The organism is Allomuricauda sp. R78024 (genome assembly GCF_044596045.1).
Taxonomy (GTDB): domain Bacteria; phylum Bacteroidota; class Bacteroidia; order Flavobacteriales; family Flavobacteriaceae; genus Flagellimonas.
The window spans coordinates 1,999,157-2,013,680 of sequence record NZ_CP138995.1 but is presented as its reverse complement, the minus strand read 5'-3'; the positions used below and the strand labels follow the sequence as shown (position 1 = coordinate 2,013,680).

Below are 14,524 nucleotides of genomic sequence, written 5' to 3'. Positions count from 1 at the left end.
TATGCAAGATATGCTTGTAAGACTTCTTGATTTGCCTGATTGTTCCAAGGATGAAAGACATCTTTTGGAATCTGAAAACATCATAATCAAAAGACCGATAGCACCCGAAAAAAGCATTATAACAAATTGGGTAACATCCAATTTTAGCGCAAACTGGGGAGATGAGGTCGATGTGTCCTTTGCCTCTTTACCCGTTAACTGTTTTGTGGCTCAACGGGAACAATCCATTTTAGGTTTTGCTTGTTTTGAAAGCACATCTAAAAACTTTTTTGGACCGACAGGAGTATTAGCTTCGGAAAGAGGGAAAAACATCGGAAAAATACTTTTAATAAAATCGCTAAATGCATTAAAGGAAATTGGATATGCTTATGCCGTTATAGGAGGGGTTGGTCCAATTGAATACTACCAAAAAGTAGTGAATGCACGAGTCATTGAGCAATCCGAAAAAAGTATTTACCAAAATCTATTAAAACACCGTAAATGAGTACTGTCGAAAAAGACAAAGGCGCATGGGCCTGGATACCATTGCTCTATTTCACACAAGGTATTCCCTATATTATGGTGGTAACAGTGTCTGTCATTATGTACAAGCGTTTGGGAATAGGCAACGCAGAGATAGGACTGTACACCAGTTGGCTTTATCTACCTTGGGTAATAAAACCGTTATGGAGCCCATTGGTAGACCTAAATGGAACTAAAAGAAAATGGTTTCTGGGCATGCAGTTTATTGTTGCTTTGTCCTTTTTGGGCATTGGTTTGTTTCTTCCCTCTAATTCTTTTTTCATTATTACACTTGCATTTTTTTGGATGGCGGCTTTTGCATCTGCAACCAACGATATTGCTTCAGATGGATATTATATGATTGGTTTAACCCAAAAGAAGCAATCTTTTTTTATAGGACTCCGAAGCACTTTTTACCGCTTGGCGATGGTAACGGGGCAAGGGCTGCTGGTCATATTTGCTGGGTTTCTTGAACATGAATACGGGGATAATACAAAGGCTTGGTCAATGACCATGATTTGTGCGGCCGTATTAATGTTGATTTTAACCGTTTCTAACTTTTTTGTTGCACCCAAATTTGAAGAATCACAAAATAAAACAACAGAAAAACCAGCGAGTTTTTCAGAGATTTTTGTCAGCTTTTTCAAAAAGAACCAAATATGGGTAGCACTATTGTTTATACTTACCTATCGCTTAGGCGAGTCGCAATTGGTTAAAATGGCCTCCCCTTTTTTATTGGATACTTTGGAAGTAGGAGGCTTGGGATACTCCACAGAAGCCGTGGGAACCATTTACGGCACCGTGGGCATCATAATGCTTTCTATTGGTGGTATTGTGGGCGGAATTCTAATTTCTAGAGATGGCTTGAAAAAATGGATGCTTCCCATGCTATTGGCTCTAAATTTACCAAACGCACTCTATGCTATTCTTGCTGTCACTCAATCTACAAGTCTATTTGCAGTAGTAGGAACGGTGGTTATTGAGCAGTTTGGTTATGGATTTGGGTTTGCGGCGTTCCTCATTTATCTCATATATGTTGCTGAAGGAGTCACTAAAACTTCGCACTATGCCATAGCTACAGGTTTTATGGCCTTGGGAATGATGATTCCAGGGATGTTGAGTGGATATATTCAAGAATGGCTGGGGTATGATGGATTCTTTCTCTGGGTAGTCATTGCAGCACTCCCGGCGTTTCTAGTTCTTAGGTATTTAAAATACCCAGAAGATTATGGTAAAAAAACTGATGTAAGCAATGTATAGCAGTCTACTACCCTATTCTAATGCCACAAAAAAACTTACCCTAAAGCAAAAGGTTGCACAGTTGTTTATGCCCGCTGCATTTATAAATGATGGTGAAGAAGAAATTCTAAAGATTGAAGATTCAATAAGAACAAATAATATAGGGGCTATTTGCTTTTTTCATAGTAGAGCAAGTGCCGCTACCAATTTTGAAGGCAAAAAGAAAGTAGTTTACAATGATGATAGCTATGTAAGATTAAAACAACTCATTTCTAGGTATCAAAAAGCTGCAAACGTTCCTTTACTCATAGCAATTGATGCCGAATGGGGCTTGGCCATGCGTATAGAAAAAACACCACAATACCCCTATGCAATTACCTTAGGCGCTATACAAGAAAACAATGATTTAATTTTTGAAGTTGGAAAGCAAATAGCACTGGACTGTAAAAAAGCTGGTGTTCATTGGAATTTGGCCCCAGTAGTGGATATCAATAACAATCCAGAAAATCCAGTAATTGGATACCGGTCTTTTGGGGATGATAAAAATATGGTTCTTGCCAAAGCAGAAGCCTATTTAGATGGCATGGAAAGCATTGGGACTTTAGGTGCACTAAAACATTTTCCAGGACATGGCGATACTGCCACTGATTCCCACTTGGGATTACCTGTAATAAACAAATCAAAAGAAGAGTTGACGAAAAACGAGCTTTATCCTTATGAGAAGCTTATAAAAAAAGGTGTCGATGCTGTAATGATAGGCCATTTATCCGTTCCAGAACTGGATGATTTGGGAAATCCATCTACTACCTCATCTAAAATTATAACCGATTTATTGAGAACAGATATGAGGTTTGAAGGCGTTATTATCTCTGATGCTTTGAACATGCATGCAGTATCTAAAAAATATGCTCAAAAAGGAATGCTGGAAGCAAGTGCTTTTGCAGCCGGAATGGATGTAATGTGTTTCTCGGAACATTCAAAAGAGGGTATTGAAGAAATAGTAGCAAGTGCTTCAGAAAAAAGAATTGAAGAAAGTTTTGAAAGGGTTTGGAGGTTAAAGGAGCGGGCGTTTTTAGAAACTGACATGGAAAGGAACATTAACTCTCAATCAGCATCAGAGTTAAACAAAAAAATTGCGCATTATAGCATAACTGAACTCTATGGAAGTCCAGATACTTTGAAAGAAATAAAAGCAAATGATTTTCTCAACCTTTCATTGGGTAATCACTCAGAAAACAGCTTTTCCTCAAAACTAGAAGGCCAATCTGGGCAACCCAAGTATCAATTAAATGCGAAAACAATAGACAAAATCAGAGGTAAAGTTTCTGAACATAAAAACATTGTATTGGCACTCTTTCCTCCTTCTATAAAACCAAAAAATAAGTTCGGAATTGATGAAGTGGTATTGGATTTTATTCAATCTTTAATATCCCAAAAAAATGTTTTAATCTATCTCTTTGGAAATCCCTACGTGATTGATACGCTAAAGTTGAAATCCAGCTCCAATGTAGTAGTGGTCTATCAAGATTTTACGGAATTCCAAGAAGTGGCATATCATCATTTTATTGGTCAAACAGAAGCCAAAGGAAAACTCCCCATAACACTTAAAACATTTCAAGTATGAAAACGGACATCATTTCATCATGGGAAAAGAATGCTTCCGAATGGATTAAGGTAATTCAGGACAATCAGATTCCATCTAGAAAATTCACCAATAAAGCAATTTTGAAAACTGTTGCCAGTCTCAATTGTGAGAAGTTCGCCGATATTGGATGTGGAGAAGGCTGGCTCACAAGAGAAATAAGCAGAATGGGATTCCATACTGTTGGGTTTGATGCTATAGAAGACCTTATTGCGGAAGCCAAAAAAAAAGATTCAGGAGATTATCACGTATTCACTTTTGAGGATATAATAGAAGGTAACCCTATACCACATGCTCCTTTTGATGCCGCTGTTTTTAACTTTTGTCTGTATTTGGAGGATGGCCTCCAAAAACTTTTGGAAAACACGTTAAAGTCCATTTCTCACAATGGATACATTATAATTCAAACCTTGCACCCATTTTTCTTAATACAAAGTGGACTTGCATATAAAAGTCAGTGGTTAACCGACGCTTGGAAGGGCTTACCAGGCAATTTTGAAGACGGTCATTCTTGGTATGCAAGAACTTTTGAAAATTGGTTGGAAATACTTGGATCTCTTGAAAAGGTGAAGGTAAATTTTCAGGAGGTATTGAATGACGATGAAAAGCCTATTTCATTAATCATTAAAATCAAAAAACTATAATGAAAAAATATAAGGTTCTAGGGTTAATGTCCGGTACTTCATTAGATGGGTTGGATTTAGCCTATTGCCATCTTTGGCAAAGCAATGGTAATTGGGAGTTTTCCATAGAAAACACTAGAGATGTCCATTATACCGAAAAAATGCGGGACTATCTTAAAAATGCTATTCATCTATCTGAAGAAAATCATGATCAATTACATAAAGATTATGGTGTTTGGCTGGGTGAACAAGCTAAAAGTTTTATTGAGGAACACAATTTACAAGTTGATTTTATAGCGAGCCACGGACATACATCGCACCATAGACCAGAAGATGGTTTTACTTTTCAATTGGGAGATGGACAGTTATTAGCAGATACCAGCGAAAAACAAGTTGTATGCGATTTTAGAAGCAAAGATGTTTCCTTGGGAGGACAAGGTGCTCCTTTGGTCCCGATTGGTGATCGATTGTTATTTCATGATTATGATTTTTGCTTGAATTTGGGAGGAATAAGTAACATTTCTTTTGATAAAAATGGAGAAAGCATCGCATATGATATTGGTATGGCCAACATGCCTTTAAATTATGTTACTCAAAAAATGGGATTGGCTTATGATGAGGGAGGTAAATTGGCCAGAAGCGGAAGGGTAGATAAACCACTAGCTAGAAAGCTTAATCAATTAGAATATTATAAGTTGCCTTATCCCAAATCTACAGGTTACGAGCTGTTTACTGAACAAATTGTTCCATTGATTGAAAATTCGGGTGCTTCCCACATTAATTTACTCCATACATTTATTCATCATAATTGCGAACAAATTGCAATAGAAGTCCATAAACATGCCACAAAACCGCGTAGCAAATTATTCGTTGCCGGAGGCGGGGCTTTAAATCATTTTTTTATGGACACTCTTCAAGAAAAGCTTGGGGCATCAATAGATATCATCATTCTTTCTAAAACATTGATCGCATTCAAGGAAGCATTAGTTTTTGCTTTAATGGGAGTACTTCGTTTGGAAGATAAAGTCAATGTGTTGAGCTCAGTAACAGGAGCAACAGAAGATTCATGTAGCGGGGAAGTTTTTTTTCCTGAAAACAACTAAGCTGCAGCAACTCTTTTTGGCTTTTTAACCATCATCAAAGTAAATAATGAAAGTAGGCCACAGATAGCCAAACCGGCAAAGAGTGGCCAAACACTATCTTGCACAAAATCTCCTATAAACGTGGCAATAGGTATGGCCAACAAGGTTGAAACAAAACCATTAATGGCTGCACCAATACCTGCTATATGACCTATTGGTTCCATAGCAATAGAGCGGTAATTTCCCCACATAAAACCTAAGCAGAAGAACTGTGCCGAAAGAAAACCGACCAAAACAAAGATACTGGGGTTAGGGGAATTCCAAAATAGAAGGGAGTACATGATTGCAATGGCACAAAAACCAATAAGTGCCAACCGTGATAGTTTGCGCATGCCAAACTTCATTACCAACGTACCGTTTAACAATGTTGAAAGTCCAATAGAAATTGCCAGTCCGGCAAAAATATAAGGGAACGCCTCTTTCAAACCATATTGATTTTCAAAAACATGCTGTGCCGCACTTAAATACACCAAAAAAGCTCCAGTTACCATACCTGACATTAAGGTATAAATAATGGTTTCCCTGTACTTTAAAAATTCCCTTGCTCCATCAATGAACACGCTACTAGAGATTGGAATCTTATATTCTGGACGAAGTGTTTCAGCTTGTCTTTTCCAAAACCAAAAACAAACGATGAGCCCAAAAACCAATTGAACATAAAAAATCGCTTTCCATCCAAAATTGTCGAGAATAATCTTCCCTATAGCTGGCGCAACAACTGGTATTAAAATGAAGAAGGCAACCACAAAAGACATTACTTTGGCCATATAATCTCCTTTATAAGTGTCCCTAATAATAGATATGGCCAGGGTTCTTGGTCCTGAAAGGCCAACGCCCTGTAAAATTCTACCTAAAATCATTATTTCCAAAGAAGGGGCAAGTAAGCAAATCATACTTGCTATAACAAATAAAGTAAAACCCAAATAAACCATTGGTTTTCTGCCATAACTATCAGATAATGGTCCAAAAAATAGTTGACCTACTCCAAGTCCCAAAAAAATCATGGTGATCAACAATTGGTGATCTATGGGGTCCAAACTATTTATGGCCACTCCAATATTTGATAGCGCAGGTAAAATAGCATCAATTGCCAGTGCTACGATTGACATCAATGCAGCCATCAATGCTATAAACTCAAAATTAGGTTTCTGGGTTTCTTTTTGCATTCTGCAAAACTAGGCATACCCAGATAAGTGGTGAAGCTTTTTAGAAGGTATTTGTATTATATTTATACAATTCCTGCACCTAGAAACACTAGTAGATCAAAGCGGAATATTCCCGTGCTTTTTCTTTGGAGCCTGTACTTTCTTATTCTCTAACATAGCAAAAGCTTTCAATAGTTTTCTTCTGGTATTTTTAGGAAGTATTACTTCATCTATGAACCCTCTTTGCGCTGCTCTATATGGGTTTGCAAATTTTTCCGCATACTCAGCTTCTTTTTCAGCTAATTTTTCTACTGAGTCTTCTGCAGCTGCAATTTCTCGCCTAAAAATAATCTCACTAGCTCCTTTTGCCCCCATAACCGCTATCTCCGCATTGGGCCATGCAAAATTGAAATCTGCTCCAATATGTTTAGAATTCATTACGTCGTAAGCACCACCATATGCTTTTCTAGTAATGACTGTAACTCGCGGTACAGTTGCTTCACTCAAGGCATACAAAAGTTTGGCTCCATGCATGATAATACCGTTCCACTCTTGATCTGTACCAGGTAAGAAACCAGGAACATCCACCAAAACCAGCAACGGAATATTAAAGGCGTCGCAAAATCGAGTAAAACGGGCCGCTTTTCTTGAGCTTTGTACTCCTAATACCCCTGCCAAAAACATGGGCTGGTTAGCAATGATGCCAATACTTCTACCTCCTAATCGTGCAAAACCAACTATTATATTTTCAGCATAGTCTTTATGGATTTCATAAAAAGTATCGCTATCAATAATCCCATTGATTACATCATGCATATTATATGGCTTGTTAGGATTATCAGGCACCATACCCGAAAGTTCCTCCCTTACCTCATCTCCTAAAGCATATGGCTTTAATTTTGGTAATTCCGTATTGTTTTGAGGCAAATAGTCCAACAAGTTTCTAATATCATCCAAGCATATAGCATCATTGGAAGAGGTTTTATGAGCAACTCCAGATTTTACCGCATGTGCACTGGCACCTCCCAATTCTTCAGATGTAACCTCTTCATTTGTTACCGTTTTTACCACATTGGGTCCGGTAACAAACATGTAACTGGTTTCCTCTACCATCACAATAAAATCAGTCATTGCTGGCGAATACACAGCCCCACCTGCACATGGCCCCATTACTGCAGATATCTGAGGGACTACTCCTGATGCTTGTACATTTCTATAAAAAATATCGGCATACCCACCAAGAGACCTAACTCCTTCTTGTATTCTGGCTCCTCCGGAATCATTCAATCCAATGATTGGCGCGCCCACTTTCATGGCCAAATCCATGATTTTACATATTTTTTCAGCATGGGTTTCAGACAATGCACCTCCAAAAACGGTAAAGTCTTGGGCATAAACATAGACCAATCGTCCATTAATAGTTCCATAACCTGTTACAACACCATCCCCATAATAGATTTCCTTTTCCATACCAAAATCTGTGGTACGGTGGGTAACCAAGATGCCCATTTCTTCAAAAGAGCCTTCATCCAACAAATATTGGACTCGCTCCCTCGCAGTTAATTTTTTCTTTTGATGTTGCTTTTCAATTCGTTTTTCACCTCCACCTAAATGGGCTTGAGCTACTTTGTCCTTTAAAATCTTTATTTTGGAATCCATACGAATTAGTTTGATGGTAATTTTACTATTTTTTGATCTTCAAGGTATTGGTGCAATGCAATCATAGCTGCTATTTCTGCCTCATCCGTGTTTTTTTGTTTCAGGATTTCCGGAGAATAATAATCTTTTACAAAATGTGTGTCAAAATTTCCAGACCTAAACGCATCATGTTTAAAAACAAAAGTGCCAAAAGGCAATGTGGTCTGTACTCCCTTAATTTTATAATTCTGAATAGCATCAAGTATTAATTCAATCGCCTCTTCCCTCGTTTCACCATACGTAATCAATTTTGAAAGCATGGGGTCATAATAAATTGGAATATCCATTCCTTCTTCAAAACCATTATCTACCCTAATTCCTTCTCCCACTGGTAACCTATAAACTTCCAAATTACCTACACTAGGCAAGAAATCGTTCAGAGGGTCTTCTGCATAAACCCGCAACTCCATAGCATGGCCCTGTATCTTTAAATCTTCTTGTTTTAAGGGCAGTTCTTCCCCCCTAGCCACTTTTATCTGCAGCTCCACCAAATCAACTCCAGAAATTAATTCTGTAACTGGGTGTTCTACCTGTAATCTTGTATTCATTTCTAAAAAGTAGAAGTTTAAATCGGCATCCATTAAAAACTCCACTGTACCCGCCCCCACATAATCACAAGCTTCAGCAACCTTAGTTGCCGCTACCCCCATTGCATTCCTTAGTTCAGGTGTTAAAATAGAAGACGGGGCCTCTTCCACAACCTTTTGATGACGTCTTTGGATACTGCATTCCCGTTCAAAAAAGTGCAACACATTGCCATGGGTATCTGCCATCACTTGAATCTCAATATGCCTTGGAGAAGTCACATATTTTTCTACAAAAACAGAACCATCCCCAAAGGCAGAAGTAGCTTCACTAATTGCCCGTTCCATTTGGGATTCTAAATTTGCTTCCTTTTCTACAATTCGCATACCCTTTCCACCTCCACCAGCGGAAGCTTTTATTAAAACTGGGTATCCAATCTCATTTGCAATTTCATGGGCTTTGGCAACATCTGTTATGGCCTCATCAATGCCTGGCACCATGGGAATATTATATGCCTTTACTGCCTCTTTAGCGGCAAGTTTACTACCCATTATCCGTATGGCCTTGGATTTTGGACCAATAAAGGTCAGTCCATTCTTTTCAACCGCTTCTGCAAAATCCGCATTCTCACTTAAAAAACCATATCCAGGATGGATTCCATCAACATTTAGCTTTAAGGCTACTTCAATGATTTTATCTCCCAACAAATAAGATTTATTGGATGGCGCTTCTCCAATGCAGACTGCTTCGTCTGCAAATCGAACATGCGGGGCATTTCTATCTGCTTTAGAAAATACCGCTACAGTGCTTATTCCCATCTTCTTTGCGGTTTTCATTACCCGTAAGGCAATTTCTCCGCGATTTGCAACCAATATTTTTTTCATAATTGACTATTGAAATTCAATCAGTAATTGTTTCTTTTCTACCGCTTCGCCCTTTATTACAGAAATCTTTTTAATGAAGCCATTTCGAGGTGAAGTAATAATATTTTCCATTTTCATGGCTTCTAAAATCAATAATTGACCATCTTCTTTTACCTCTTCTCCCTCTTTAACCAAAATATCCAGAATCAAACCTGGCATTGGAGCTGCTATGGAATCTATATTTTTAGCTCCATTAACGGCAAAACCCATTTTTTTAATAAGTACCTCCAAAGGGTCATCTATCGAGATTTGATGCTCATTACCATTTACTTTAATTGTATAAAGCCTATTGTTAAAATCGGATTTTACAATCTGAATATGGTAAGAAACGCCATTTTTTAGTAGGTGCAGCGTATCACTGCTTGTCTTTAAAATATCTAATGAGGAAATATCGTCTTCGGAGAGTTGAAAATCAAAGTTTTCATTGACCTTTATAACATAGGAATTTTCCATAAAAACAGTAGTTACAGGTTATCTAGATAAATATAAGATTAAAGCCTTAATCCAATACAAAACTAGTCCCAGAAACTTTCAAGATTTATGATAATCATCATTCATTTTTTTATAAATAGGCATTAACTATGCAAGAATATTAGCAGATTGCAAATCTTATCAAATGCTTACTTTTGAGATTTAAATTATCATTATGCTGATTTTAGGAATTGCCGGTGGTACTGGGTGCGGAAAAACTACTGTGGTTAATCAAATAGTAGATGAACTGCCAGAGAATGAAGTGGGAGTCATTTCACAAGATTCCTATTACAATGACCTTTCCCATTTGACCAAAGAAGAGCGGGGAAAAGTCAATTTTGACCACCCAAATTCCATAGATTTTGATTTGTTAATCTCCCATCTTGAGCAGTTAAGGCAAGGGAAATCAATCAATAAGCCCATATACTCTTTTGTTGAAGAGACGCGTTTAGAAGAAACCATTTTGACACCTCCGAGAAAGGTTATGATTGTTGAGGGCATCTTGGTTTTGAGCAATCCGCAGCTACGCAATATGTTCGACATAAAAATCTACGTTCATGCAGATTCGGATGAACGTTTGATTCGTAGATTGCAACGCGATATAAAAGAACGTGGACATGACCTTGAAAAAGCATTGACTAGATATCAAACCGCTGTAAAACCAATGCATCAGCAGTTTATAGAACCGTCTAAGGAATTTGCGGACATTATTATCCCAAATAACCATTACAACACAGTGGCCGTAGATATGGTGCGGACCATTATAAATGACAGACTAGGTTAAGCTATGGGGTTCAAAGAATTAAAAAATAAAAAGTGGTTTAAAGTCATGACCAACATGTACGTTTTGGTTTTGACCATTTTTGTGATTTGGATGGTTTTTTTTGACACCAATTCTTTGATGATACATTTGGAGTTGCGGAATGAGGTCAAAAAATTAGAGAAACAGAAAGAATTTTTAAAAGGAGAAATAAACAAGGATAAAGAGATTCTTGAAAAACTTTCTGACAAAAGCGAATTAGAAAAGTTTGCACGTGAAAAGTTTTACATGAAGAAAGAAAATGAGGAGATTTTCTTAATCGAGTACGAGGATAGTTTAAAGACAAAAAAGAATGAGTGATCAAGGTTTGTTTGATGAATTTCCTGAGGTTTCCGCAAAACAATGGAAACAGAAAATCCAATTCGATTTAAAGGGAGCGGACTATAACGAAACTCTACTTTGGGAATCCTTGGAAGGCATTAAGGTGAAGCCTTTTTACCATGCTGAAGATTTACAAAATGCAAAAACCCTTAAACTTCCTAAAGACCATAACTGGAAAATTGCTCAGACTATTTTTGTTGGTGATTCTAAAAAGGCAAATACCAAGGCTCTAGATTGCCTAAAAAGAGGGGCAGAAAGCATAGTCTTTACCATACCAAATAAGAATGTAGGTTTTAAAGAGTTACTTTCCAAAATTGACTTGGAACATATCCCAATCCATTTCAATTTTCAGTTTTTAGATATTGAGTCCATTAAAAATCTATTAGAATTCACGGATGGAAAAAAGGCAAAGATCAACCTTAATATTGACTTAATCACTAATCTTACCAAGGCTGGAAATTGGTTTCATAACCTAGAAAAAGACCATTTATTATTAGAAAAAATATACAGCTTAACTTCAACAAAAAAAGGCATTGCCACAATAAGTGTTGATACTTCTATTTACCAAAACGCTGGAGCCAATATGGTTCAACAGTTGGCATATGGTTTAGCACACGCCAATGAATACTTAAACCATTTTTCCAATGCCACCGCGAGCGCAGTAGAGAGGTCTTTCCCAATAACTTTCAAAGTTGCCGTTAGTGGGAATTACTTCTTTGAAATAGCAAAACTAAGAGCATTGAAATGGTTATGGCAAAGCTTGATAACCGAATATGGAATTGAGAATGATTGCCATATTATGGCGATTCCTTCCAAACGTAACAAAACTTTGTACGACTACAATGTCAACATGCTACGTACAACATCAGAATGTATGTCCGCTATACTTGGAGGAGCGGATACTGTTACGAATTTAACGTATGATGCCATTTATCATAAAGACAATGAATTTGGGGAACGCATCGCTAGAAATCAATTGCTGTTACTAAAAGAAGAAAGTTATTTCAATCAAATATCAAAAGCAGCAGAGGGAACATATTACATTGAGTCTTTGACCCAACAGCTTGCTGAAAGAGCATTGGAGCTTTTTAAACAGATTGAAAATTCCGGAGGGTTTTTAAGCGAATTGAAAAAAGGCGTTATTCAACGAAAAATAAAAGAAAGTGCCGAAAAAGAGCAGCAGCTTTTTAATACCAAGGAAATAACATTGGTGGGCACCAATAAATATCAAAATACGCAGGATCGAATGAAGGATGATTTAGAACTCTACCCTTTTGTAAAAATCCAACCTAGAAAAACAATCATAGAGCCCATTATTGAAAGGCGATTGGCAGAAGCATTGGAACAAAAAAGACTTGGCGATGAGTAGAAAGAATCTTCAGAATCTAACATTATCCTCGACTGTAAAATCCAGCGAAATAGATACTTCAAAGAGTTTTGCCGCGGGCATCTCTCCTTTTTTACGCGGCCCCTACTCTACCATGTATGTTCGCAGGCCTTGGACAATACGCCAGTATGCCGGGTTTTCAACAGCTGAAGAAAGCAATGCCTTTTATAGAAGAAATTTAGAAGCTGGACAAAAAGGGTTATCCGTAGCTTTTGACCTTCCTACTCACAGAGGGTATGATAGTGATAATGAACGTGTAGTGGGCGATGTAGGAAAGGCTGGGGTTGCCATAGATTCCGTTGAGGACATGAAAGTCCTGTTTGATGGAATTCCTTTGGATAAAATGTCCGTTTCAATGACCATGAACGGAGCGGTTCTCCCTATCATGGCCTTTTACATTGCAGCTGCCGAAGAACAAGGCGTTTCCATGGAACAGCTCTCTGGCACTATCCAAAATGATATTCTTAAAGAATTTATGGTGCGGAATACCTATATCTATCCGCCAGCACCATCCATGCAATTGGTAGCCGATATTTTTGAATTTACCAGCAAGCATATGCCAAAATTTAATAGCATCAGTATTTCTGGTTATCACATGCATGAGGCTGGTGCACCTGCTTCACTAGAATTGGCTTATACACTTGCTGATGGCATTGAGTACATCCGAACTGGTTTAAAAGCAGGATTACAAATTGATGATTTTGCACCTCGTCTTTCTTTTTTCTGGGGAATTGGCATGAATCATTTTACGGAAATTGCTAAAATGAGGGCCGGTAGGATGCTTTGGACCAAATTGGTGAAGGAATTCAATCCAGAAAATGAAAAATCATTAATGCTCCGTACCCATAGCCAGACCAGTGGTTGGAGTTTAACGGAACAAGACCCGTTTAACAATGTTGCCAGAACTACAATTGAAGCTATGGCAGCTGCCTTTGGTGGAACCCAAAGCTTACACACCAATGCTTTGGATGAAGCAATAGCACTACCAACAGATTTTTCAGCACGAATTGCACGTAATACCCAGATTTACCTGCAACAAGAAACACATATTACAAAAACTGTGGACCCGTGGGCAGGCAGTCATGAGGTTGAAGCTTTAACAAAACAAATTGCGGAAGAAGCTTGGAAATTAATCGAGGAAGTGGAAGAACTTGGAGGGATGACCAAAGCCATTGAAGCTGGTATTCCAAAAATGCGTATTGAGGAAGCTGCTGCAAAAAAACAAGCTCGCATTGATAGCACTCAAGATACCATTGTAGGTGTAAACAAATACCGTTTAGAGAATGAGGACGACCTTCAAATTTTGGAAGTTGATAATGATAAGGTTCGTAAACAACAAATAGCGCAACTACAACAGGTAAAATCTACCCGAAGTGAAGATACTGTTCAAAAAGCTTTGAGTGAAATCACTCTAGCATCCAAGAAGGTCATGGAAAACAACTCTAAGCGAGAAAATTTATTAGCTTTAGCGGTAGAAGCAGCAAAAGCACGTGCCACTTTAGGCGAAATTAGTGATGCCATGGAAGAGGCATTTGGGCGTTATAGAGCAAAAATCCAATCATTTACAGGAGTGTATTCCAAAGAGATTAAAAACGATGCTAGTTTTGAAAAAGCCAAAAAAATGGCAGATGACTTTGCGTTGGAAGAAGGTAGAAGGCCAAGGATTATGATAGCAAAAATGGGACAAGATGGTCATGATCGAGGAGCAAAAGTAGTCGCAACTGGATATGCGGATCTTGGGTTTGATGTAGATATTGGTCCACTTTTTCAGACTCCTGCAGAAGTAGCAAAACAAGCTGTTGAAAATGATGTTCATGTTTTAGGCATCTCCTCTCTAGCGGGAGGACATAAAACTTTGGTTCCTGAAGTAATTCAAGAATTGAAAAACTATGGAAGAGAGGACATTATGGTCATTGTTGGCGGAGTCATTCCTAAACAAGATTATGAACACCTGCTAAAACACGGTGCTGTTGCGGTATTTGGGCCAGGCACAAAAATCAGCGGCGCAGCTATTGAAATCTTAAAGATTTTAATGGACTAACCTCACTTAACAACCTAATAATTAAAACTTTAACTTTCTTTAACGT

General features: G+C 37.9%; 13 protein-coding genes. 9 read left to right on the top strand and 4 right to left on the bottom strand.

Annotated elements, in window-relative coordinates:
• Window position 1 precedes the first annotated feature (1 nt).
• The 5 genes from SJY44_RS08995 to SJY44_RS08975 are packed head-to-tail and all read left to right on the top strand — an operon-like array spanning window position 2 to window position 5,108.
• Window positions 2–484, top strand: coding sequence for a hypothetical protein (locus SJY44_RS08995; protein WP_396589445.1), 483 nt, complete (start codon window positions 2–4; stop codon window positions 482–484).
• The gene (locus SJY44_RS08990) at window positions 481–1,761 is read left to right on the top strand and encodes an MFS transporter (RefSeq protein ID WP_298927903.1); all 1,281 of its coding nucleotides are present in this window, start codon (window positions 481–483) and stop codon (window positions 1,759–1,761) included. Before SJY44_RS08995 ends, SJY44_RS08990 begins: the two co-directional genes overlap by 4 nt.
• Window positions 1,754–3,364: a glycoside hydrolase family 3 protein gene (locus SJY44_RS08985; RefSeq protein WP_396589444.1), complete on the top strand. Its 1,611-nt coding sequence runs from the start codon at window positions 1,754–1,756 to the stop codon at window positions 3,362–3,364. The genes SJY44_RS08990 and SJY44_RS08985 overlap by 8 nt, the downstream gene beginning before the upstream one ends.
• The gene (locus SJY44_RS08980) at window positions 3,361–4,026 is read left to right on the top strand and encodes a class I SAM-dependent methyltransferase (protein WP_396589443.1); all 666 of its coding nucleotides are present in this window, start codon (window positions 3,361–3,363) and stop codon (window positions 4,024–4,026) included. Before SJY44_RS08985 ends, SJY44_RS08980 begins: the two co-directional genes overlap by 4 nt.
• Window positions 4,026–5,108 (top strand): anhydro-N-acetylmuramic acid kinase, encoded by a 1,083-nt coding sequence (locus SJY44_RS08975; protein WP_396589442.1) that lies wholly within the window; start codon window positions 4,026–4,028, stop codon window positions 5,106–5,108. The genes SJY44_RS08980 and SJY44_RS08975 overlap by 1 nt, the downstream gene beginning before the upstream one ends.
• Here SJY44_RS08975 and SJY44_RS08970 read toward each other — a convergent pair.
• The 4 genes from SJY44_RS08970 to SJY44_RS08955 form a co-directional block, all read right to left on the bottom strand.
• A complete protein-coding gene (locus tag SJY44_RS08970) occupies window positions 5,105–6,313 on the bottom strand; it encodes a multidrug effflux MFS transporter (RefSeq protein WP_396589441.1) in 1,209 nt (402 codons plus the stop codon). The genes SJY44_RS08975 and SJY44_RS08970 overlap by 4 nt on opposite strands.
• Window positions 6,314–6,409: 96 nt before the next feature.
• Complete coding sequence (locus tag SJY44_RS08965; RefSeq protein WP_396589440.1) at window positions 6,410–7,951, bottom strand: acyl-CoA carboxylase subunit beta; 1,542 nt, start codon at window positions 7,949–7,951, stop codon at window positions 6,410–6,412.
• 5 nt (window positions 7,952–7,956) lie between these two features.
• A complete protein-coding gene (locus SJY44_RS08960) occupies window positions 7,957–9,399 on the bottom strand; it encodes an acetyl/propionyl/methylcrotonyl-CoA carboxylase subunit alpha (RefSeq protein ID WP_396589439.1) in 1,443 nt (480 codons plus the stop codon).
• Window positions 9,400–9,405: 6 nt separating this feature from the next.
• Window positions 9,406–9,891 carry an acetyl-CoA carboxylase biotin carboxyl carrier protein subunit gene (locus SJY44_RS08955; RefSeq protein ID WP_396589438.1) on the bottom strand — a complete coding sequence of 162 codons (486 nt, stop codon included), beginning with the start codon at window positions 9,889–9,891 and terminating at the stop codon, window positions 9,406–9,408.
• 193 nt (window positions 9,892–10,084) lie between these two features.
• On the opposite strand from SJY44_RS08955, the gene udk reads away from it, so the two are divergent.
• From udk to scpA, 4 genes are read left to right on the top strand one after another with little or no spacing between them, the layout of a single operon-like run.
• A complete protein-coding gene (gene udk, locus SJY44_RS08950; protein WP_298927926.1) occupies window positions 10,085–10,693 on the top strand; it encodes a uridine kinase in 609 nt (202 codons plus the stop codon).
• 3 nt (window positions 10,694–10,696) lie between these two features.
• On the top strand, window positions 10,697–11,029 hold the full coding sequence (locus SJY44_RS08945) for a septum formation initiator family protein (RefSeq protein ID WP_298927930.1): 333 nt from the start codon (window positions 10,697–10,699) through the stop codon (window positions 11,027–11,029).
• Window positions 11,022–12,419, top strand: coding sequence for a methylmalonyl-CoA mutase subunit beta (locus tag SJY44_RS08940; protein ID WP_396589437.1), 1,398 nt, complete (start codon window positions 11,022–11,024; stop codon window positions 12,417–12,419). The genes SJY44_RS08945 and SJY44_RS08940 overlap by 8 nt, the downstream gene beginning before the upstream one ends.
• Window positions 12,412–14,478, top strand: coding sequence for a methylmalonyl-CoA mutase (scpA, locus tag SJY44_RS08935; protein ID WP_396589436.1), 2,067 nt, complete (start codon window positions 12,412–12,414; stop codon window positions 14,476–14,478). Before SJY44_RS08940 ends, scpA begins: the two co-directional genes overlap by 8 nt.
• The last annotated feature ends 46 nt before the right edge of the window (window positions 14,479–14,524 follow it).

Coding starts and splice junctions, on each gene's coding strand:
- SJY44_RS08960 (WP_396589439.1), bottom strand. CDS start 9,399: ATGAAAAAAATATTGGTTGCAAATCGCGGAGAAATTGCCTTACGGGTA.
- SJY44_RS08970 (WP_396589441.1), bottom strand. CDS start 6,313: ATGCAAAAAGAAACCCAGAAACCTAATTTTGAGTTTATAGCATTGATG.
- SJY44_RS08975 (WP_396589442.1), top strand. CDS start 4,026: ATGAAAAAATATAAGGTTCTAGGGTTAATGTCCGGTACTTCATTAGAT.
- SJY44_RS08965 (WP_396589440.1), bottom strand. CDS start 7,951: ATGGATTCCAAAATAAAGATTTTAAAGGACAAAGTAGCTCAAGCCCAT.
- SJY44_RS08955 (WP_396589438.1), bottom strand. CDS start 9,891: ATGGAAAATTCCTATGTTATAAAGGTCAATGAAAACTTTGATTTTCAA.
- SJY44_RS08980 (WP_396589443.1), top strand. CDS start 3,361: ATGAAAACGGACATCATTTCATCATGGGAAAAGAATGCTTCCGAATGG.
- scpA (WP_396589436.1), top strand. CDS start 12,412: ATGAGTAGAAAGAATCTTCAGAATCTAACATTATCCTCGACTGTAAAA.
- SJY44_RS08985 (WP_396589444.1), top strand. CDS start 1,754: ATGTATAGCAGTCTACTACCCTATTCTAATGCCACAAAAAAACTTACC.
- SJY44_RS08940 (WP_396589437.1), top strand. CDS start 11,022: ATGAGTGATCAAGGTTTGTTTGATGAATTTCCTGAGGTTTCCGCAAAA.
- udk (WP_298927926.1), top strand. CDS start 10,085: ATGCTGATTTTAGGAATTGCCGGTGGTACTGGGTGCGGAAAAACTACT.
- SJY44_RS08945 (WP_298927930.1), top strand. CDS start 10,697: ATGGGGTTCAAAGAATTAAAAAATAAAAAGTGGTTTAAAGTCATGACC.
- SJY44_RS08995 (WP_396589445.1), top strand. CDS start 2: ATGCAAGATATGCTTGTAAGACTTCTTGATTTGCCTGATTGTTCCAAG.
- SJY44_RS08990 (WP_298927903.1), top strand. CDS start 481: ATGAGTACTGTCGAAAAAGACAAAGGCGCATGGGCCTGGATACCATTG.